The organism is Zhihengliuella flava, from assembly GCF_015751895.1.
GTDB lineage: Bacteria > Actinomycetota > Actinomycetes > Actinomycetales > Micrococcaceae > Zhihengliuella > Zhihengliuella flava.
On the sequence record NZ_JADOTZ010000001.1, the window covers coordinates 2,284,930 to 2,305,707 of the forward strand.

At 67.3% G+C, this 20,778-nt stretch carries 18 protein-coding genes and 1 tRNA gene; 11 read left to right on the forward strand and 8 right to left on the reverse strand.

What is annotated here, in order from left to right:
• Positions 1-127 precede the first annotated feature (127 nt).
• From rarD to IW252_RS10535, 5 genes are read right to left on the reverse strand one after another with little or no spacing between them, the layout of a single operon-like run.
• A complete protein-coding gene (rarD, locus tag IW252_RS10515) occupies positions 128-1,042 on the reverse strand; it encodes an EamA family transporter RarD (protein ID WP_331271515.1) in 915 nt (304 codons plus the stop codon).
• A 16-nt stretch (positions 1,043-1,058) separates the two neighbouring features.
• Positions 1,059-5,054, reverse strand: a complete 3,996-nt coding sequence (eccCa, locus tag IW252_RS10520) for a type VII secretion protein EccCa (protein WP_196836506.1) — start codon at positions 5,052-5,054, stop codon at positions 1,059-1,061.
• Positions 5,051-6,145, reverse strand: a complete 1,095-nt coding sequence (locus IW252_RS10525) for a MinD/ParA family ATP-binding protein (protein WP_196836507.1) — start codon at positions 6,143-6,145, stop codon at positions 5,051-5,053. The genes eccCa and IW252_RS10525 overlap by 4 nt, the downstream gene beginning before the upstream one ends.
• 50 nt (positions 6,146-6,195) lie before the next feature.
• Positions 6,196-7,551, reverse strand: coding sequence for a type VII secretion integral membrane protein EccD (gene eccD, locus IW252_RS10530; protein WP_196836508.1), 1,356 nt, complete (start codon positions 7,549-7,551; stop codon positions 6,196-6,198).
• Positions 7,548-7,835, reverse strand: a complete 288-nt coding sequence (locus IW252_RS10535; RefSeq protein ID WP_196836509.1) for a hypothetical protein — start codon at positions 7,833-7,835, stop codon at positions 7,548-7,550. The genes eccD and IW252_RS10535 overlap by 4 nt, the downstream gene beginning before the upstream one ends.
• Positions 7,836-8,059: 224 nt before the next feature.
• Here IW252_RS10535 and IW252_RS10540 point away from each other — a divergent pair, with 224 nt between their 5' ends.
• From IW252_RS10540 to htpX, 6 genes are all read left to right on the forward strand, one after another.
• Positions 8,060-8,416 (forward strand): WXG100 family type VII secretion target, encoded by a 357-nt coding sequence (locus tag IW252_RS10540; RefSeq protein ID WP_196836510.1) that lies wholly within the window; start codon positions 8,060-8,062, stop codon positions 8,414-8,416.
• A 41-nt stretch (positions 8,417-8,457) separates the two neighbouring features.
• On the forward strand, positions 8,458-8,769 hold the full coding sequence (locus IW252_RS10545; protein ID WP_196836511.1) for a hypothetical protein: 312 nt from the start codon (positions 8,458-8,460) through the stop codon (positions 8,767-8,769).
• 200 nt (positions 8,770-8,969) lie between these two features.
• A complete protein-coding gene (locus IW252_RS10550) occupies positions 8,970-10,439 on the forward strand; it encodes an FAD-dependent oxidoreductase (RefSeq protein ID WP_196836512.1) in 1,470 nt (489 codons plus the stop codon).
• Positions 10,436-11,344: a DUF368 domain-containing protein gene (locus tag IW252_RS10555; RefSeq protein ID WP_196836513.1), complete on the forward strand. Its 909-nt coding sequence runs from the start codon at positions 10,436-10,438 to the stop codon at positions 11,342-11,344. Before IW252_RS10550 ends, IW252_RS10555 begins: the two co-directional genes overlap by 4 nt.
• Positions 11,341-12,636 (forward strand): MFS transporter, encoded by a 1,296-nt coding sequence (locus IW252_RS10560; RefSeq protein WP_196836514.1) that lies wholly within the window; start codon positions 11,341-11,343, stop codon positions 12,634-12,636. Before IW252_RS10555 ends, IW252_RS10560 begins: the two co-directional genes overlap by 4 nt.
• A gap of 16 nt (positions 12,637-12,652) precedes the next feature.
• The gene (htpX, locus tag IW252_RS10565) at positions 12,653-13,516 is read left to right on the forward strand and encodes a zinc metalloprotease HtpX (protein WP_196836515.1); all 864 of its coding nucleotides are present in this window, start codon (positions 12,653-12,655) and stop codon (positions 13,514-13,516) included.
• Positions 13,517-13,576: 60 nt separating this feature from the next.
• Here the strand turns inward: htpX and IW252_RS10570 are convergent, their stop codons facing one another.
• A complete protein-coding gene (locus tag IW252_RS10570) occupies positions 13,577-14,065 on the reverse strand; it encodes a YajQ family cyclic di-GMP-binding protein (RefSeq protein ID WP_196836516.1) in 489 nt (162 codons plus the stop codon).
• A gap of 112 nt (positions 14,066-14,177) precedes the next feature.
• On the opposite strand from IW252_RS10570, the gene IW252_RS10575 reads away from it, so the two are divergent.
• Positions 14,178-14,262: transfer RNA gene (locus tag IW252_RS10575), tRNA-Tyr, on the forward strand.
• A gap of 37 nt (positions 14,263-14,299) precedes the next feature.
• Here the strand turns inward: IW252_RS10575 and IW252_RS10580 are convergent.
• Positions 14,300-14,701, reverse strand: a complete 402-nt coding sequence (locus tag IW252_RS10580; RefSeq protein ID WP_196836517.1) for a hypothetical protein — start codon at positions 14,699-14,701, stop codon at positions 14,300-14,302.
• Positions 14,702-14,847: 146 nt separating this feature from the next.
• On the opposite strand from IW252_RS10580, the gene IW252_RS10585 reads away from it, so the two are divergent.
• Positions 14,848-15,231, forward strand: coding sequence for a thioredoxin family protein (locus tag IW252_RS10585; RefSeq protein WP_196836518.1), 384 nt, complete (start codon positions 14,848-14,850; stop codon positions 15,229-15,231).
• A 148-nt stretch (positions 15,232-15,379) separates the two neighbouring features.
• Entirely contained in the window at positions 15,380-17,101 is a 1,722-nt protein-coding gene (locus tag IW252_RS10590; protein WP_196836519.1) for an AMP-binding protein, read from the forward strand.
• A 13-nt stretch (positions 17,102-17,114) separates the two neighbouring features.
• Here IW252_RS10590 and IW252_RS10595 read toward each other — a convergent pair whose 3' ends face one another.
• On the reverse strand, positions 17,115-18,059 hold the full coding sequence (locus IW252_RS10595; RefSeq protein ID WP_196836520.1) for a DNA-3-methyladenine glycosylase family protein: 945 nt from the start codon (positions 18,057-18,059) through the stop codon (positions 17,115-17,117).
• A gap of 123 nt (positions 18,060-18,182) precedes the next feature.
• Between IW252_RS10595 and IW252_RS10600 the strand changes: the two genes are divergently transcribed.
• Together IW252_RS10600 and IW252_RS10605 are read left to right on the forward strand one after the other, a co-directional pair.
• Entirely contained in the window at positions 18,183-19,595 is a 1,413-nt protein-coding gene (locus IW252_RS10600; RefSeq protein WP_196836521.1) for a cystathionine beta-synthase, read from the forward strand.
• A 16-nt stretch (positions 19,596-19,611) separates the two neighbouring features.
• The gene (locus IW252_RS10605) at positions 19,612-20,775 is read left to right on the forward strand and encodes a cystathionine gamma-synthase (RefSeq protein WP_196836522.1); all 1,164 of its coding nucleotides are present in this window, start codon (positions 19,612-19,614) and stop codon (positions 20,773-20,775) included.
• Positions 20,776-20,778: the final 3 nt, after the last annotated feature.

Below are 20,778 nucleotides of genomic sequence, written 5' to 3' on the forward strand. Positions count from 1 at the left end.
GCGGCACCGCCCGGGCACGTCGGGTCACCTGCAGGGTAGACGACGGCGCGGTTCCCCGTGATGCGTCACGGGGAACCGCGCCGTTGTCGTTTCTTGAAGCCCGGCCCACGAGGCCAACATCGGCCCCCTAGGTGCGGCTCCGTGGGCGTCGGCGGAAGAGATCCACGGTGAGGATGCCGATGGCCACCCAGACGAGCGCGAAGCCGGCCCACCGCTCCGGCGGCATTGGTTCATGGAAGACCAGCAGGGCGATGAGAAATTGGGCGGTCGGCGCGATGTACTGCAGGCTTCCGACGACGGAGAGGGGCAGGCGCGTTGCGGCGGCGCCGAAGAACAACAGCGGCGTCGCGGTGATGACGCCGAGGCCCAGCAGCAGCCAGAAGTGGCCAGGACCGAGGCTGAACGCCGTCGCCTGTCCGGTCGAGCCCAGGACGGCCAAGGTGATGAGAGCGGGGACCACGAGGACGGCGGTTTCCACGGTCAGCGACGCCACCGCCGTCGTGCCCCGACCGACGCGGTTCTTGGCGTAGCCGTACAGTGCGAACGTGGTGGCCAGCAGGAGCGATACCCACGGCACGGAGCCGTAGGCGATGGCCATGATGAGCACCGCCGCGATGGCGGCGCCGATGGCGGCGAACTGGAGGCGAGAGAGTTTCTCGCCCAGGATCAGGACGCCGAGGGCGATGGAGAGCAGCGGGTTGATGTAGTACCCCAGCGAGGCTTCGAGCGCATGACCGCTCAGCACGGCGAACGCGAACGTCAGCCAGTTGACGCCGATGAGCAGGGACGCAGCGGCCAACCACGCCAGCGCCCGGGGGCGGCGTACCAACGCGCCGAGCACGCGCCACTGCTTCAACAGGGTCACCAACAGCAGGCACACCACGAGGGACCACACGATGCGGTGGGCTAAGATCTCCACGGCGCCGGCGGCCGCCACGAGAGCGAAGTACAGGGGCAGCACGCCCCACAGCCCGTAGGCGGTGACCCCATACCAGAGGCCTTGGGTTCGCTCGTGGGGCGCGGACTGCATCGATGAACTCACCAGCGCATCATACGCCCTAGTCAGCGTCGGCCGTGCCGGGGTTTCGGTAGGTCTGTACCGTCTGGAGCGGCTTGCCCGTCTGGACCAGTTGGCCGCGCCCCGGGGGCAAGGACCGTGCGCGCACGCTGTTGACCAGCGCGCCCTCGGACCGGTCTCCGGACATGATCAGCGCTGCGGTTCCGGAGTCCTTCAGAGTCGAGAAGAAGGACTCGTACATCCCCCGGCTGGCGCCGCGCACCTTGCGCGTGATGATCACGTTGAAGTTGAGCTCCGCAGCCATGGGCAGGTAGTTCACCAAGCGGCTCATGGGGGAGTTGTTGCCCGCCGTCAGCACGTCGTAATCGTCGGCGAGGACCACGAGCCGGGCCGTGCCCGGCCGTTCCTTCTCCGTCCCACCCGTGGACCGCAGCTCCAGTTCCTTCACCAGCGCCGCGGTCAGCTGCTCGCCGACCGCTGCGCTGCCCGCGTATCCGCCCAAGTAGTCGTCTGGCACGACGTCGTCGAGATCCTTGCGGGGGTCGTACACGGCGAAGAGGAGCTCGTCGGGGCTGTGCTGGTCCACAAACGTGCTGATGAGGTTCCGCAGGACGTTGGACTTTCCGCAGCCCTCGTCTCCCATCACGATCAGATGGCGGTCCTTGGCCGTCATGTCCAGCACGTGATGCCCCAGATCGACCTCCCGCAGACCGATCGGGAAATGCCCCTGTACCGCGGAGGCCGGGGCGTCGCGCTGGGAGATTTCGGCCGGCAGGACGCGTACCTTCATGGCCGTCTCGCTGGTGGCCGCCGCCACCGCCTCCACGAGGTCCCGGAGGCCGTCCGAGAGCGTCTCCGGATTGTCCTCGCCGTCGATGCGCGGCAGGGCCACGTGGCCAATGAGCTTTTTGTCCGAGAGTCCGCGCCCCGGCACATCCGCGTTGACGCCAGCGGCCACCTTGCGGTCAATCGTTGAATCGCCCGGATCGGAGAGGGCCAACTCCACCTTGTTGCCAAAAAAGCCCTGCTGTGCCATGCGGATTTCCCCGCTGCGGTTCAGGGTGGTGACCACGTGGATGCCGTACCCGCCACCGCGCATGATGAGCGTGGTGACGGCATCTTGGATGTCCTCAAAGTCGTCGCTGATTTGCGCGTACCCATCGATGAACAGGAAAACGTCCGCGCTGGGCAACTCGGGCAGGTCCCCGGCGGCGTGCAAGCGCCGCATGGTGGTCAGCGAGTCGATCTGGCGCAGTTCGAACAACTGCTCGCGGTGCAGCAGCATGCCGAGGAGTTCCTCCACGGTGCGCCGCACGACCTCGCGGTTGGTGCGGATCGCGATGCCGCCCACGTGCGGAAGCCCGCCGAGGGGAAGCAGGGACGACCCCAGCAGGTCGAGGCCGTAGATGCCGACCTCGCTGGGCCGGTGGGTAAGCGAGAGCGAAGTGATGATGGTGCGCAACAGGGTGGACCGCCCGGACTGTGGCCCGCCGATCACCATGAGGTTGCCGCCGCCGGAGGCGAAATCGATCTCCCAGACGCCCTGCCACTGCTTGGCCGGGTCATCGAGGAGGCCGATCGGCACGCGCAACCGGCCGCCTTGTTCCAGACGGAGCCCGTGCTCGCTGGGGTGAATCTGGCCCACGCTCGCGTCCAGCGTGATGGCGGCCGGAAGCGGCGGCAACCAGATTTCCTGCACGGAACGGGGGAACGTCCGCAGCGTGTCCATGAGGGTGGACATCACCGTGGGGCCCGTCGTTCGCTTCGGGGCGGACTTCTTCGCCGGCGCGCCGCCGTCGTCCTGGCCCTGGTGGGCCGCCGCGGCGTCCGCGGCGTAGAAGCGCAGCGGGACGACGTCGGCGCTGACGTGAGCGACGGGGGCGTCGTCGCCACGCCGCTCGTCCTCCACCGGACCGGAGACGTAGCCGGACTTGAAACGGGTATAGACGGTGGTATCCACCTTCAAGTAGCCGTAACCGGGCACCGGGGGCAGGTGGAAGGCGTCGCCGGTGTCCAACACCGTGCGGGATTCTGCCTCGGAGAGGGTGCGCAGGCCGATGCGGTAGGACAGGTAGGTTTCGAGGCCCTTGAGTTTTCCCCCCTCGACGCGCTGGGAGGAGAGGAGCAAATGCACGCCGATGGAGCGGCCGATGCGCCCGATGGAGAGGAAGAGGTCGATGAAGTCCGGGCGCGCGGTCAGGAGCTCGCCGAACTCATCGATGATGATGACCAGATGCGGCAGCGGGTCCATGTGCTCCCCGCGGGCCAGCTTCTCCGCGCGGTGGACCTGATAGTCGGTGATGTTGGCGATGTTCCCCGCGGCCTTGAGGACTTCCTGGCGCCGGAGGATCTCCCCGTTGAGGGAGGCGTAGACGCGCTCGACGAGGGAGAGATCGTCGGAGAGATTGGTGATGATGCCCGTCACTTGGGGCGCGCCTTCGAACGGCGCAAACGTGGCACCACCCTTGAAGTCCACGAGGACCATCGAGAGCAGGTCGGGTGAGTGCGTAGCGAGTAGGCCAAAGACCATCGAACGCAGCATCTCGGACTTGCCGGAACCCGTGGCCCCCACACAGAGACCATGCGGGCCCATGCCGAACTGGGCCGCTTCCTTGAGGTCGAGGGTAGTGGGCTTGCCGCGATCGTCGGGGCCTAGCGGAACGCGCAGGAAATCGGCCTCCGAGCGAGGTTTCCACGTGCGTTCGATGTCCGCTCGGCTGAGCGCGGGAGTCAGGCCCAGCATCTCCAGGAAGGACTCGCCGGACTCGTTGCCGCCGCCGTGCTCCAGCGAATCAGCGGCGAGCCGCAAGGGCGCCATTTCGCGGGACACCGCGGACGCTGTGGCCACCGTCAGCGGATCGAGCACACCGTTGCGGGTCACCGGCGCTGCCGGGTCTTGACGGTAGTCCTCCAGCAGGAACCCGTCCTCGGTCTCCGTGATGCGCAGGGAGACCTCGGAGGGCTCGTCGCCGCGGGTCGCCACCAGATGTATGACCGAGAGCCCCAGCGAGGCGGCGTCGAGGTAACGGTCAACCAGCGGAAAGTCCTCAGCGGCGGTCCCGTACACATCGTTGATGATGACCAGCCGTGACATGACGGACAGCGCTCCGCCGTCCGACTTGCGGGCCTCGGCGGCGATTTTCGTGCGGTGCTGGATGTCTGCGGCCATGAGATCGGCGAGGTCATCGAGGCTGCCGGCGATCCGCCGCGCCGGCCCCGTCTCGGTGGCCTGCTGCTGGTCTGCCACGTGAGGCAGCCACTGTGCCCAGACGAAGTCCTCCTCCGCCTCGCGCGGGATGGCGAGGCCGAGCCCCACGTCCTCGGGGGAGTGGAGCGCGGCGGCGGAGACCACCACGTTTCGGGACACGGCGAGGGCAAACTCCCGCGAGCCGACGACGGAGACGTTGCCGACGGCGTTCAGGGGCACCGTTAAAGGCATGGACGGGCTCGTCGCGTAGCGGCGGCGGAGGATTTCCGCCTCGGCCGCCATGAAAGCATCCTCGAGCTGACCAGGCGAGCCGGCGTCGGCGACGGTCACGCTTCGTACCGGGCGCTCGCCCGTGCCGAGCCGGACGTGGAGGAAGTCCTCGCTGCTGCGCCGACGCTCCCACAGCCGGAGCGGGTTACGGACCACGTCGAACAGGGCGTCGGGATCTGGGCTGGCCACGCGGGCCGTCGCGAGAGCGTCCTGTTCGTCGGCGCGCAGCTTCACCCGCGTGCGCTCGAGGTAGCGCAGGTACTGATCCCGGGCTTGCCGGCGCTGCTTCTGTTGCTTGCCGCGCTGCGAAAACATCATGACGATGCCCATCACCACGGTCAGCACCATCATCATGGCTCCCACGGCGGCGAAGGGGGAATTACGGAACATCATCATGACCGTCATCGACACCGCGCCGCCGAGCATGGGCACGATCGCCATGAGGTTCATGCCGCCGGCCTCGCCCTCGACGGGCGGTGGCGCATCGATGGAAAAGGGGCGGAACTCGCGCAGCGGCGGCGTCGTGCGCGCCGGGCGGTGGATGATGCGCTGGCTCACGGGCGGCGCCCCGCCTTCAGCGAGGTCTGCGCCGCGTTGGCGTTGGTGACGAGCCGTCCAGCCAGCTGGGCCAGTGCCATGCGGCGCTCAGCACCCAAGAGATTCAAGCTCAGCCGCGCGCCCGCGGCCAAGTGGGCGTCGTAGTCGAGGGCGTGGGCCTCGTACCCCAGCGCGTGGAGCCGCTGCGCTTGGGCCGCCGCGGTGACGGGCGCCTTGCGGTCCAACTGCGTCACCAGCACGACGACGCGGCCTGCCGCGACGAGCTGACGCAGGTACGGGCCGGACAACTGGGCGAGCGCGTCTTCGACCCCGCTCATCGTCGCGGGGACGACCCAGAGGACGGCATGCGCGTCGGCCAAGGCGGAGGCGGTGGTGGATTGATTGATGCCGGCGGGGCAGTCCAACAACGTCAGGGGGAAGTACCGGGAGACGTTGGCACACGTTTCCCGGACCAGCGACCCGGCGGGAGGCGGCCCGGCAGCGGCCGGAGCGCTCGCCGTCGCGAGGAGGTTGTCCGTGATGGGAACCAACATCGCGTGGAGCTCGGCGGCCGTGGGCAGGCGTCCGCCCGTGGTGTCCGGCACCAGCTGGGCGAAGGAGCGTCCCGCTGCCGGATCCGCCCCCAACCGCAAGCCCAAGCTGCCGTGACCCAGCGAGAGGTCGAGCGCCGCCGTCGTATCCTGCCGCACGGCGGCAAAGACGCGGGCGAGCGCCGCCGTCGCCGTCGTGGTACCGGCGCCGCCGCGGGTGGAAAAGACGGCGATGCGGCGTCCGGTGGTGACCGCGGCCTGGGCCTCGTGGGCCGCGGCGGCGAGGTCCCCCGCGGAGGTGTCCGAGCCGAACATGGAGCGCAGCAAGCGGCCGAAACCACCGGAGGCACCGGAGACGTTCGACAGGCGGAGCAGCTCGTACGCCAGCGGCGCGCCAGCGCCGGGGTCCACGCGGGGAGCCGAAGCCGCGTTGCGCGAGGCCGGGGACTCCCGCCGAGCCTGCTGCCGCTGCGCGCGACGCGACGTCTGCGGGGCCCAGGGGTCAACGATCTGGCCGTACGGGGCGGAGTCGTCCTCGGGCCGCGGAGTGCTAGTCGGCATCACGAATCACTTTCGTCAAGGTCAAGGCATCCTGAACAACAACATAAGGGTCAGAAAGAGGACAGGAGGAGCGAAAACACGCCGCAGTAGCCGACGATCAGTGGGATCGACGCCACGATGGCGAGGGACTCGATCCGGCCCGCGATCTGCCGAAGCCGCGCCTGCACGTGATCCGCCAAACGCACCACCAGGCCCAAGCCGGCGCCGAGGGCGGCGGCCAGCAGGCCCACTGCGACGATCCAGGCCAAGGAACCGGCCAATTGCGTGAGCGTCAGCGAGAGGGACACCACGCCGAGGCCCGCCGCCGCATAGAGCGCGTAGCGCTCCACCGCCAAGGGGAAGGACCGGGCGCGCAGGGTGATCGCCAGCGCCAAGCAGGCCGTGAGCGGCAACGTCCACTGTGGTTGGTCCGTCTCCGGGATCAACCACAGCCCCACCCCCGCGGACAGAGCGGTGGCGACGGTACCGAAGCGCAAGGCGGCGTGGGCGCTGTGGACGGCCGCCACGGCGTCGTACCGCATGATCGCGGCCCCCTCCGCCCGTGCGTCGTCGAGCTTGGCCAACCCCGAGGCGTTGAGCGCAATCGAGGGCAGGAGGCCGAGGATGACCGCAGAGCCGAGCGTGCCGATGCCAGCGATGGCCGCGGCCGGATCGACGTCGTCCGCCGTTGCCCACTGTGCCAACGGGTAGGCGCCGGCCCAGAGGGCCGTCAAAGCGCCGGCGATGCCCGCCGTGGTGAGCACCGCGGACGGGCGCCTCGCCACGCCAGCCAGTGCAGCGATGAGGGCGACGACGACGGCGGCGGTGAGCAGCGCGAATCCGTAGCCCGGCAGCCACTCCCACTGGGCGAGCCCGAGGACGGCCAGTGCTGCGCCCGTGACCTGCAACGTGGCGGCGATGGGACGGGAGGCCGCAACCAGTGAGGCGCCGGCCGCCAGCAGTCCGCCGCCGCAGGCGAGCAGGATCCACCAGGCGGACTGCGGTGCGTAGTGGCCGGTGAGGAGCCAGAGGCCCAGCACCGCGGCGGCCCCGGCCGCGACGCCGGAGCCGATGATGACGTGGCGGGTCTGCCACGTGCCCCGAACGGACTCAGCCTCCGCGACGACGGCATCGGTGACGTCGTAGACCACGGCAGGTGGTGGCGCCTCGTGATTGTTCAGCAGACTCAGCGTGGCGCCGTCCACGATGCCCGCCTCGGCGAGTGTGGTGTTGGTGGGTAGGGGCTCGCCGGTATCCGTGAGCAACACCTTCGATGCGACGCGCTCGCCGGGAGTGTCTCCGAGTAGCCGCAAAATCTGCGGCATCAGCGTGCCGACCTCCGCCGTCGACGGCAGCAGCAGGTCGAGGCGGCGGCGGTCACCGGCCAGCGTGACGCGGGTGTACGGGTGGGTCACTGTCTCGCTCACGCGAAGACCTCCCCGGGGGCGCGCTGGTCCACGACGACGAGAACGGCGCTGGAGCGCAGTTCTTCCTGTTCGGCGGCGCGCTGTTCAAAAATATTCTTCACGAAGGAGACTCCCACGCAGACGGCCGCGATGAGGGCGGCGACGACGATGCTGATCAGAAACTGTTTGAGCGGTGAGGCCCAGCGGCGCTCGGTGGGGTTGGTGCCGTAGAGCAGGCCATCGGTCAGGCGAGCGCGGCGCACGGTCACCGATTCGATGAGCTGTGCGTCGAACTCTGATGACATCGTGGTCCCCTCTGGATTGATTTGGGAGGCAGCGGCCCCATGCCGCTGCCTCCCATCATGGCAGGTTGCGGCGCGAAGTGCCGCAGATTTCGCCTCCGATGGGGAGTTCTACCCATCGGGCGGCCTTGACCGGAGACCCGTTGCGCCGTTGGATGGATATATGCCCGTTGAGTGGGCAGCGGCGGCCGACGGCCGGCCGAAGACCAAGCGAAAGGAATCACGCCATGAGCGGTGAGTTCAAGGGCAAGATGAGCATTGGCGCCGTCTCTGACGCCTCGAAGCAGTCGGAAAACTCGGGTCTCGAGCTGGTGAAGCTCGTCGAGGAGATGCTCGACGGCGTGGAGGAATTGCAAAACACCTTCAAGGGGTCGGCCGCCAACGAGTTCGTCGCCGTGATTAACGAGGGCACGCGCGTGCAGGGCGAATTGATCGCCGCACTGGCCTCCATCTCCTCCGGTCAGGCGGACGCGGCGAAGGCCTACTTGGACATGGATTCCGAGATGGAGGGCGAGGGCCGCGATGCCAAGTCGGTGGCCGCAGCAGCCTCCGGCAACACCGGCTTCAACCTCGGCGGCCGCTAAGCCGTTTCCCCACGAGAACACAGGACCTAAAGGAGAACACCATGGGTAAGGGCAATAGCGACGTCATTCAGTTCGATGTCAACTCGGCGAGCCAGATGGAGGGCACGGTCCTTCGCATCGCGGGCCGGATCGAGCAGATCATTGGCGACCGCGAACAGCAGGCCAAGTTCGTCGCCGACAACTGGGAAGATGCCAACAACCGTGAGGGCTATGACGCCAAGGAAGCGGCCTGGGTGAGTGCCGGGCAGGACACCCTGGCCCTGGTCCAGCGCGTGCGGCGCCTTCTAGAACAGAATCAGGTCACCGCCGGCAATACGGGGCGCAAAGTCGGGAACATCATCGACTCCATTTGATCCGAGGCAGCAGTGCCCGGGTGTCCACGCGGCATCCGGGCCGGGGTGTGGACGCGGGCGCACACCGGAACGGGGACGGCGCCGCGCGGCCTGGCCGAGGAACGTGCCGAGGTGATGGACGGCGTCGTACAGGCAATTAGACTAGTGTGCTGTGCGCTAAATCCTCCGCGCCCACGCGAACTCTTCCGGAAGGAATCCCCGTGCCCCATTCTGCCGAGGTCGACACCGGCGCGGCTGCTGCCGCGCCGAACCGCCCGCTGCGCGTTGCCATCATCGGCGCAGGCCCCGCCGGCGTCTATGCCGCGGACATCCTGACCAAAGCCGAACGCGACTTCGAGGTATCGATCGACTTGTTCGACGCCTACCCGGCACCGTACGGGCTGATTCGCTACGGCGTGGCGCCCGATCATCCGCGCATCAAAGGCATCGTCAAGGCCCTGCACAAGGTCCTTGATCGCGGCGACATCAGGTTCCTCGGCAACGTCACCTACGGCCGGGACCTCCTCCTGTCGGACATCCGAGCCATGTACGACGCCGTGATCTTCGCCACGGGCGCCATCAAGGATGCCGCCATGAACATCCCGGGGATTGAGCTCGACGGCTCCCACGGCGCCGCCGACTTCGTCTCCTGGTACGACGGCCACCCGGACGTGCCGCGCGAGTGGCCGCTGGACGCCAAGGAAGTGGCCGTGCTGGGCAATGGCAACGTGGCCCTCGACGTGGCCCGCGTCCTCTCTAAGCACGCCGACGACCTGCTGACCACGGAAATTCCCGACAATGTCTATGCCGGTTTGAAGAGCTCTCCCGTCACGGACGTGCACGTGTTCGGCCGCCGTGGGCCGGCGCAGGTGAAGTTCACGCCCTTGGAATTGCGCGAGCTCTCCCACAGCCGCGACGTCGACATCGTGCTCTACCCGGAAGACTTTGAGTTCGACGAAGCCTCCGACGAGGCCATCAAGACCAACAACCAGGTCAAGACCATGGTCAACACGCTGGCCAACTGGATGGTGGAGCAGGACGAGCGTGAGGAAGACCCGAACTTCACGCCGGCCTCCCGCCGCCTGCACCTGCACTTCCTGCACTCCCCGGTAGAGATCACCGGCGAGGACGGCCGGGTCACGGGGATGACCTTCGAACGCCAAGAGCTGGATGGCACGGGCAACGTGCGCGGCACCGGCGAACTCGTCGAGTATCCGCTGCAGGCCGTGTACCGGGCCATTGGCTACTTTGGCTCCGAGCTGGCCGAGCTGGAATTTGATGCCCAGCGCGGCGTCCTGGTCAACGACGGCGGCCGCGTGCTGGACGCTGACGGCGCCGCGGTGCCGGGCATCTACACCACCGGATGGATCAAGCGCGGCCCCGTGGGCCTCATCGGCCACACCAAGGGAGATGCGCTGGAGACCATCGGCAACCTGCTGGAGGACCGCACCGAGTTGCCTCCGGCGACGGAGCCGTCCGAGTCCGCGATCCTTGATTTCCTCGAGGCTCGTGGCGTCGAATACACCACGTGGAATGGGTGGCTGAACCTCGACGCGCATGAGCGCGGTCTCGGCGAGGCCGCCGGCGAGCTCACCACGGAAGCCGGGGCCATCACCCGCGAACGCATCAAGGTGGTTGAGCGCGAGGATATGGTGCGCATCTCTCGCGGCACAGAAGCTGGCGCCGAGTGAGCGCGCCCGCACGCCGGCCGCTTTTTGAGGTCGTCGTCAACGTCTTGCGCGGCGGTCTGATCGGCGCCGTGGAGACCATGCCGGGCGTCAGCGGCGGCACGGTCGCGCTCGTGGTGATGGTCTACGAGCGCCTCATTGCCTCGGCCTCGGCCGCCATCTCTGGGGCCTTCTTGATGCTGACCGGCCTCTTTCGCGGCGCGGAGGTGCGCTCCCGGGGCGTGGCGAAGTGGCGCGAGGTCGAATGGCTGCTCATCATCCCGCTGGTGATCGGCATGGGGGCGGCCATTCTCACCATGTCCCGGGTTATGGAAAACCTCGTCGAAAACCACCCCGTGCAGATGCGGGCGGCCTTCTTTGGCATGGTGCTCGTCTCCTTGCTGATCCCCATCCGCCTCGCGGGGGCCTGGCGCGTGCGCGACGCGGCGTACGCCATCGTGGCGGCCGCGGCGACCGCCTTCGCGGTGTCTCTGCCGTCATCTCCGCTGGCGGTCACGCCGGTCACCATCATGGTGTGTGCGGCGATCGCCGTGTGTGCCTTGGCTCTGCCGGGGCTCTCCGGGTCGTTTCTCCTGCTCACGCTGGGCCTCTATGAGCCGACGTTGGGCGCGGTCAACAATCTTGACTTCGGCTACCTGGGGCTCTTCGTCGTCGGCGCGGCCACGGGTGGCGTGCTCATCATCCTCGGGCTGCGGCGCCTGCTGCGCACGCACCATCACGTCACGATGGTGGTTATTACCGGCCTCATGGCCGGCGGGCTCCGCGCGCTCTGGCCCTGGCAGGATGAGGCCCGCAACATCGTCCCGATCGAGGACGGGACCCTGGGTGGAGTGATGGCCTTGGCGGTGGCGGGCGCCGTCGTCGTTGGCATCGGTGTGTGGGCGGAGCGGCGCCTGACCGAGAAGTGAGCCGCTTCCTCGCGGACTTGACCCCGCTGCGTGTTAGCAGTGATTTCCGGCGCTTATGGGCCGGCAATGCCTTGTCCGCGGTGGGTAGCCAACTCACCCTCGTGGCGGTCAGCCTCGAGGTCTATCAGCTCACGCAATCCAGCCTGCATGTGGGCCTGCTCGGACTGTTTGCGGTAGTCCCGCTGATCGTGGCCGGGCTCTACGGCGGTGCGGTGGCCGATCACTTTGATCGGCGCAAGGTGGCGTTGGCCTCCTCCGCTCTCCTGTGGGGGACGACGGCGGTCATCGCCATTCAAGCGTGGGCTGGCGTAGAAAATGTCTGGGTTCTCTATGCGCTGATCGCGGTGCACTCCGGAGCCGGCGGGATCAATCAGCCCACCCGTGGCGCCATCATTCCGGCACTGGTGGGAGTCAAACTGCTCCCGGCAGCCAATGCGCTGAACATGGTCACCTTTGGCGTCGCCATGATGGTGGGTCCTTTGCTCGGCGGTGTGCTCGTCGCCACGGTCGGCTACGCGTGGACCTACACCATCGACGTCGTGACGTACGTTGCGGCACTGTGGGCGATCTACAAGCTGCCGCCGCTTCCCGTTGAGGGTGCGCCAGCGGGAACTGGTGGTCGCCGCCGGGTCGGCCTGTCCTCAGTGTGGGAGGGGTTCGCCTTCCTCGCCACCAGAGGCAACGTGCGCATGACCTTCGAGATCGACCTCGTGGCCATGGTGACGGCCGCGCCGCGGGCCCTCTTGCCCGCCATTGGTGCGGTCATGATCGGCGGGGGAGAGGCCACTGTGGGCATCCTTCTGGCCGCCAGCGCTCTCGGAGCCTTCTTGACCGGCCTGTTCTCGGGCCCACTGACGACGATCCACCGGCACGGGCTCGCCGTGTATGCGGCGGTCGTGGCATGGGGCGTTTTCATCGCTGGTTTTGGCGTGGTGGTGTTCTTGGCGCGTGGCCACATGCCGGCTGACGGGTCGGCGAGTGGGTGGATTTGGCCAGCTGCGGCCTTCATGGCGTTGGCTGGCGTGGCAGATTCTGTGAGTGGGGTCTTTCGAAACACGATTCTGCAATCCGCCACCCCGGATCGGCTGAGGGGCCGCCTCCAAGGGGTTTTCATCGTCGTCGTCGCCGGCGGACCGCGCGTGGGGGAAATGGTCTCCGGCGGCGCCGCAGCCGTGTTGACCGAACCGGTGACACTGGTGCTCGGCGGCATCCTCTGCGTCGTGCTGGCGACCGTTCTGCTGCGTCTTCGCCCCTCGTTCGTGAGCTACGACGCACGGAACCCGACCCCGTAGCCCGTAAGCTAGAGACGTGCATCATCACAACAATGGACTGAAAACCGCGCTGCTCCTGGGAGCCTTGTTTGGGCTGCTGGTGCTCTTGGGCTCGTTGATCGCTGCCGGCACGGGCCAATCGATGTTTATCTGGCTTTTCGCCCTGCTCGGCGTGGGGACGACGGCGTATGGCTACTGGAATTCGGACAAGCTGGCCATTCGTTCCATGCAGGCCTATCCGGTCACCGAGGAACAACAACCGCAGATGTACCGGATTGTGCGCGAGCTCTCCCATGCAGCGCAGAAGCCGATGCCCCGGCTCTACGTCTCTCCGACGCTCGCACCCAACGCCTTTGCCACGGGGCGCAACCCGGAGAACGCGGCGGTGTGTTGCACCGAGGGCATCCTGCAACTGCTCAATGAACGGGAGTTGCGCGGCGTCCTAGGGCACGAGCTCATGCACGTCTATAACCGGGACATTTTGACCTCGTCGGTGGCCGCCGCCGTGGCGGGCGTGGTGACGTCGGTGGGGCAGTTCTTGCTCTTCTTCGGCGGCGGTGGTGACCGGCGGCAGGTCAACCCCTTGGCCATGATCGCGATTGCGTTGCTGGCCCCGATCGCCGCGTCCCTGATTCAGATGGCCGTGAGCCGGACGCGCGAGTACGACGCCGACGAGGACGGTGCGCGGCTGACCAACGACCCGCTGGCCTTGGCGTCGGCGCTTCGCAAGCTGGAATCGGGTGTTCAAGCGGCGCCTTTGCCGGCCCATGATCAGCGCCTCGTCAACTCATCCCACTTGATGATTGCCAATCCCTTCCTCGGCGGAGCCAAGAAGCTCTTTGCCACGCACCCGCCGATGGCGGATCGGATTGCTCGGCTCGAGCGCATGGCGGGCCGCTAGCGACGACATGCAGCGGGGGCCGACACCGTGAGGTGTCGGCCCCCGCTGCATGTGGACCGCTTAGCGGAAATTCACGAATTGCAGGTCGGCGTCCTCGAAGTCTTTCAGCAGGGCGATGACCGTCTGCAGGTCGTCGCGAGACTTCGAGGAGACGCGCAGTTCGTCGCCCTGAATCGTCGCCTTGACGGACTTCGGGCCTTCGGCCCGGATGAGCTTAGTGATCTTCTTCGCCGTGTCTTGGGCGATGCCCTCCTTGATGGAGGCCTCGAGGCGGTACTCCTTGCCGGAGGCAAAGGGTTCACCAGCGTCGAGGGACTTCAGGGAGATATTGCGCTTGACCAACTTGGATTGGAAGACGTCCAGTACGGTCTTGACGCGCTCCTCGGTAGAGGCCTTCATGAGGATGTTTTCGCCGCTGAAGTCGATCTCTGCACCCACACCCTTAAAGTCGTAGCGCTGGGCGATCTCCTTCTGCGCCTGATTCAGCGCGTTGGAGACTTCCTGCTTGTCGACCTTGCTGACCACGTCGAACGTCGAGTCGCTTGCCATCGATATACCTCCGTTGCTGGTTTACGTCGGTGACCAGACTACCGGGAGCTGTCGATTCGATTCTTGCGGAAAAGTTCTGTAGAGTCTTTTCTCGTTCCGTTACGGAGCGTTCGGCAGATTACCCGAGCGGCCAAAGGGGGCTGACTGTAAATCAGCTGGCAATGCCTACGGGGGTTCGAATCCCTCATCTGCCACCAAACCAAGGGCCCGCATCACTGGATGCGGGCCCTTCTTTTATGCCGCGGATTCCTCGGCGACGCCCAGATCCCAGAGCGCCACGTAGCCGCCGCTAGGGCCCTGCTGGAGGGCTCGATAATGCGCCCATTGCCACGGGGTGGCGCCCCGGTGATCCGGCGGGGCGGCCGGGCAAGTGCCCGGCGTCAGCCACCGGCCCGCATCCCAGATGGCATGGATCGGGCCGTACTCCGTCGCGGCGGGATCATGCGAATTCAACGGTCGCGGCGGGCGCAGCGTCTTGCGTAGTCGCGAGACGCTGCTCACGGCATAGAGTTCTTGGTGCTCGATGTCGAGGTCACCAAAGGTGTCGACGTACTCGGCGGCGTGCTCGAGCACCCTCCCCATCGCGGTGTCGAGCACAGGTTCGTTGACGATGATGAGCAGTGAGCGGCGGGCCATGGTTTCCTCCGGGTTGTGGTCTCCACGACGCTAGGAGCAGCCGCCCGCCACTGTCCGGAGCCGGCGTCGTGCTGTGGAAAACCACTGGTTGTCCACCGAGAGCGGACGTGCCACCACGGATGCCGGGCCGTGGTTATCGTGGACGAATGGCTACTATCGACATCACTGAATCCGAACTGTCCCAGGTCCTAGCCGACAACGAGATCGTCCTGCTGGATTTTTGGGCCGATTGGTGCGGCCCGTGCAAGCAGTTCGCCCCGGTGTACGAGCAAACCTCCGAGCAGCACGACGACGTCGTCTTCGGCAAGGTGGACACGGAGGCTGAGCAGCAGTTGGCCGCAGCCGCCGGCATTACGTCCATCCCGACGCTCATGGCCTTCCGCGAGCAGGTTCTGGTCTACTCGCAGCCGGGAGCCGTGGGCGGCGCGCAGCTGAACCAGCTGGTCGATGCCGTGAAGGCCCTGGATATGGAGGAAGTCCATGCCAAGGTTGCTGAGCAGGCGCAGCAGGAGGGTTCGGCTTCCGACTAGCCCTGGCTCGGGGGCTTGGCGCGCCCTCTCGGGGCGCGGAAGATGCGCCGCCGTCGTTTCTGTGACTACTATCACGTTAATGAGCATTCACGCCGCGGTCGCGGTGTGTGGTTCGTCGCCGAACGACTAGCAGCTTCAGGAGCCCCAGATGCAGACTGACTCGTTGAGCCACCCCACAGCCCGCCCGGCCGATTCCTACACGGCCGGAGCAGGTGCGGGGATCGACGTCCTCGAGCAGACCATCGGCGAGAACTTTCGGGCGGTCGCTGCGCGAACGCCCGGTGCCCTCGCGATCGAGGAGGCCGCAACCGGGCGTTCGTGGACCTTCGCCGAGATGGACCGGGCCACCGACGATGTGGGCCGCGCCCTGATGGCCGCGGGCATTGCTCCCGGCGACCGGGTGGGCATCTGGAGCCCCAACTGTGCGGAGTGGACCCTGCTGCAGTACGCCACCAGCAAGATCGGCGCCATCCTCGTCAACATCAACCCGGCCTACCGCAGTCATGAGCTGGAGTACGTCATCCAGCAGTGCGGGATGAGCATGCTGGTGGCCGCTCCGAGCGACGAACGCAGCGATTACCGCGGCATGGCGCGCAAGGCCCTTGAAGCCTGCGGCCCACTGAGCCAGGTGGTCTTCTTGGAGGAGCCCGGGGAGGGGCCGGGCGCTGGCGAGCTTCGTCCAGGCGAGCTCGCGTGGACCGGCCTGATCGCCTTGGCCGACGACGTCTCTCACGCTGCACTCGAGCAGCGCCTCGCCTCGCTGCACCCCGATGATCCGATCAACCTTCAGTACACCTCGGGGACCACGGGATTCCCCAAGGGCGCCACGTTGACGCACAAGAACATTCTCAACAACGGGTTTCATATCGGCTCGCTCCTGTCCTATCGGGGAGCCGAGAGCGCGCAGGGTCAGGACAAGGTGGTCATCGCCGTTCCGTTCTTCCACTGCTTCGGGATGGTGATCGGCAATCTTGCGGCCCTCTCCCACGGGGCGAGCACGGTGATCCCGTCCCGCGTTTTCGCTCCCGATCAGGCCCTTGCCGCCGTCCAGCGGTACCGCGGTACCAGCCTCTATGGTGTGCCGACCATGTTCATCGCCGAGCTGAACCTGCCGGACTTCGATGACTATGACCTCTCCACCCTGCGGACCGGTGTCATGGCGGGGTCCCCGTGCCCCGAGGAGGTCATGAAGCAGGTCATCGGCCGGATGAACATGCGTGAGGTGGCGATTTGCTACGGCATGACGGAGACTTCTCCGGTGTCCACGATGACGCGAGTCGATGACTCCCTCGAGCGCCGCACGCGCACCGTTGGCCGGACCATGCCCCACGTCGAGTCCAAGATCATCGATCCCGCAACCGGCGACGTCGTGCCTCGGGGCGAGCGGGGCGAGCTCTGCACCCGCGGTTACGTCGTCATGCAAGGCTACTGGGATGACCCTGAGAAGACGGACGCCGCCATCGACGCTGAGGGCTGGATGCACACCGGTGACCTCGCCTCCATGGATGCGGACGGGTATGTGATGATCGAGGGCCGTATTAAGGACCTCATCATCCGCGGCGGCGAGAACGTCTCCCCGCGGGAAATCGAGGAGTTTCTGTACCAGCATCCGAGCGTTCAAGACGTTCAGGTCATTGGCGTCCCGGACCCGAAGTACGGGGAGGAAATCATGGCCTGCCTCATCCTTAAAGACGACGCCGAGGAACTCGACGTGGAGGCCGTGCGGGCCTACTGCCACGGCCGGATCGCCCACTATAAGATTCCCCGCTACGTCCAGATCCGCGGGAGCTTCCCCATGACGGTCTCCGGCAAAGTGCGCAAAGTGGAGATGCGGCAGGAAGCCGAGCAGCTGATCTCCCAGCAGGCGTAGCGCACGCCACGGGCTAGAAGCGGCGGTAGTCTCGCGGCGCCAAGCGGGGCCCGCGCGCTTGATGGCGGAAACCCGTGGCCGTGATGAGGCGGACCACGCGTTGGCGATGGCCAGTCCACGGCGCGAGCACCTCGAGCATGCCGGCGTCGTCCGTGCGGCGGCCCGTCAGGGCCTCGCCAATGAGGTGGGGCAGGTGATAGTCGCCCACGGAGACGCGGTCCGGGTCACCGTGGGTGCGCTGCAGGACTTCGGCGGCCGTCCACGGGCCGATTCCGGGCAGGCTCATCATGGCCTCGGCGGCTTCCTGCGTGCCCCGCACGCTGCCGAGTCGGTTCAGCCCGGAGGCCGATTCTGCGGCGCGCAACAGCGTCCTGCTCCGCGCCGCATCGACGCGCGCCTGGTGCCACCGCCACGAGGGGACGCGCCGCAGTTGCTGTGGGGTGGGCGCCAGCCGCATCTCGGCGGGCAGGTCCGGGTGCGCAGGCGCGGCGTCGCCGAAGTTCCTCACGAGGTACCGCCACGCAAAGCGGGCCTCGTCCGTGGTGACTTTTTGCTCGAGGACCGCCGGCATGAGCGCGTCGAAGACGCGGCCGGTCGCTGGCAGGCGCAGTCCGGGGCGCTCGCGGCGGGAGCGGCGCACCAGCGTCGGCAGGTCGAGCGCGTCGAAACCGTCCCAATCATCCTCGGCACCGAGGAGGCGTTCGACGGCGGCGGCGAGCCCGGGCGCCCTCGCCCCCTCGCCCCACGCGTGCCACGTGACGACGTCGTCTCTGACACTCACCCGCAGGGTGACGCCAGCCTCGCCATAGCGGAAGACGGCCCACGCGCCCGCCGGCGTGACGCGAAGCGTCGGATCGTGACGTCCGCGCTGCAGCACCCCGAGGGTTTGTGACAGCGAGTACGGCCCCGAGGGACGCCACTGCCCCTGGGCGATGGGAGCCGGTTCGCCACGTGTCATACCTCCCATTGTTCCCCTCTAGCCCCGAGAAATCAGGCCGCCCGTCCTCACGGACACGGCCCACATGACCGCAAGTTAACACTGCTTCATGAGGCGTAACGTTACGCCGGTAGAGTCGGGGCCATGAAATACGCCAACTCCGTCCTCGACCTGATCGGCGACACCCCGCTGGTCAAGCTGAACCGGGTCACCGAAGGCCTGAAGCCGACCATCCTCGTCAAACTCGAATATCTCAATCCGGGCGGCTCCATTAAGGACCGGATCTCCCTGAAGATGATCGAGGAAGCCGAGGCCTCGGGGCAGCTCGGCCCCGGCGGCACGGTGGTGGAACCGACGAGCGGCAATACCGGTGTGGGCCTGGCGATGGTGGCCCAGCAGAAGGGGTACCAGACCGTCTTCGTCACGCCGGACAAGGTGGGCGAGGAGAAGCGGGACGTGCTGCGGGCCTATGGTGCCCGCGTGGTTGTGACCAAAACGTCAGTGGCGCCCGATTCCCCCGAGTCCTATTACGGCGTCTCCGACCGCCTGACCCGCGAAATCGATGGTGCCTACAAGCCGGACCAGTTTTCCAACCCGGCCGCGCCGGCCAGTCACTACGAGTCCACGGGACCGGAAATCTGGCGCGACACCGACGGTCGGATCACGCATGCCGTCATCGGGGCGGGCACGGGCGGCACCATCACGGGCACGGGCCGCTACCTCAAGGACGTCTCGGCGGATCGGGCCAGCGGGCCGGTCCGGATCATCGGCGCCGATCCGGATGGGTCGGTCTATTCCGGCGGCACCGGGCGGCCGTACTTTGTCGAGGGGGTCGGCGAAGATATGTGGCCCGGGAACTATGACCAAACCGTTGCGGACGAGGTCCTGCCCGTCACGGACGCCGAGTCCTTCGCCATGACGCGGCGGCTGGCCCAAGAAGAGGGCCTGTTAGTGGGCGGATCCTCCGGCATGGCCGTGGTGGCGGCCTTGCGTGCCGCTGAGGGGCTCACCGAGGACGATGTCATGGTGGTCATCCTCCCGGACGGTGGCCGCGGCTACCTCGCCAAGATCTTCAACGATGGGTGGATGACCGAGCACGGCTTCCTGCCCGAGGCAGCCGACGCGACCGCCGCCGACGAGGCCGCGCGCGTGGGGAGCCTCTTGCACGACGCCGCCGGGAAGCGCCGGCCGATCGCGCACTTGTCGCCGGAGGCCACGGTTGGTCAAGCGCTCGCGGCACTGCAGGAGTCCGGTACGCCTGTGCTTCCCGTCCTCGCGGCGTCCAGCGAGACCGTGCACGCGGTCCGGCTCGGTGAGGTCAAGGGCGTGGTCACCGACCACGGGCTGGCCGAGGCCATCTTGACGGGGGCCGCCACGCAGGACGCCCCGGTCGCCGATCACGTGCACGAGTGGCCCGTGAAGCTCGGCGCGCGCCAGTCAATCGACGCTGCCCGCGAGGCCCTCGCCGATGCGCCAGCCGCCGTCGTCACTGAGGACGGCGACGTCGTCGGACTCATCACCCGTGCCGATCTGCTCGCCGCAGCGCGCCGAGCCTGAACTGCCAAGGAGACTCATGACTGACACCCAGAACACCGGATTCAATACACGCGCAATCCACGCCGGGCAGGCTTTCGAGCCGCATACCGGCGCCGTCGTGCCGCCCGTGCACTTCTCCACCACGTACGCCCAGGATGGCATCAGCGGTCTGCGCAACGGCTACGAGTATGGGCGCGGCACGAATCCCACGCGCGACTCCTTGCAGCAGCAGCTCGCCGCCCTCGAAGGGGGAAGCACGGGACTGACGTTTGGCTCCGGCCTCGCCGCCGAGGATGCCCTGATCCGCGCCGTGTTGCGACCGGGCGACCACATCGTGCTCGGCAATGACGCGTACGGCGGGACCTACCGCCTCATCAGCCGGATCTTCGGCGACTGGGGGATCGGCCACACGGCCGTTGACATGTCCGACGTCGGCGCGGTCCGCGACGCCGTGGCGGCCACGGGCGCCAAGCTCGTCTGGTTGGAGACGCCCTCCAACCCGATGATGAAGATTACGGACATTGCCGCGATCGCTGAGGTGGCCCACGCTGCCGGTGCCACCCTGGTGGTGGACAACACCTTCGCGACCCCGTACCTGCAGCAGCCGCTGGCGCTCGGCGCGGATGTGGTGGTCCATTCCACCACCAAGTACATCGGCGGCCACTCCGACGTCGTCGGCGGCGCCGTGGTGACGGCCGACGACGAACTCGCCGAAAAGATCGGCTTCATGCAGTTCGCCGCCGGCGCCGTGAACGGGCCGATGGACGCGTTCCTCACGACGCGGGGCTTGAAGACCCTTGGCGTGCGCATGGACCGGCACTCGGACAACGCCGAGCGCGTCGCCGAGTGGCTCCTGGGCCGCCCGGAAGTGGAGAAGGTGCTGTACCCGGGCCTGCCGGAGCACCCGGGGCACGAGCTTGCGGCCCAGCAGATGAAGCGCTTTGGCGGGATGGTATCCGTGCAGTTCGTCGGCGGCGAGCCGGCCGCGCGCGCCGTCGCGGAGGCCACCCGGGTGTTCACCTTGGCCGAGTCGCTCGGCGGCATTGAGTCCCTGATGAACTACCCGTCGGAGATGACCCACGCGTCGGTGAAGGGAACCGAGCTGGCGGTCCCGGAGAACCTGCTGCGCTTGTCCGTAGGCATCGAAGACGTCGAGGATCAGCTGGCCGACCTCGAACAGGCCTTCTCCCGCTTGGCCTAGGGG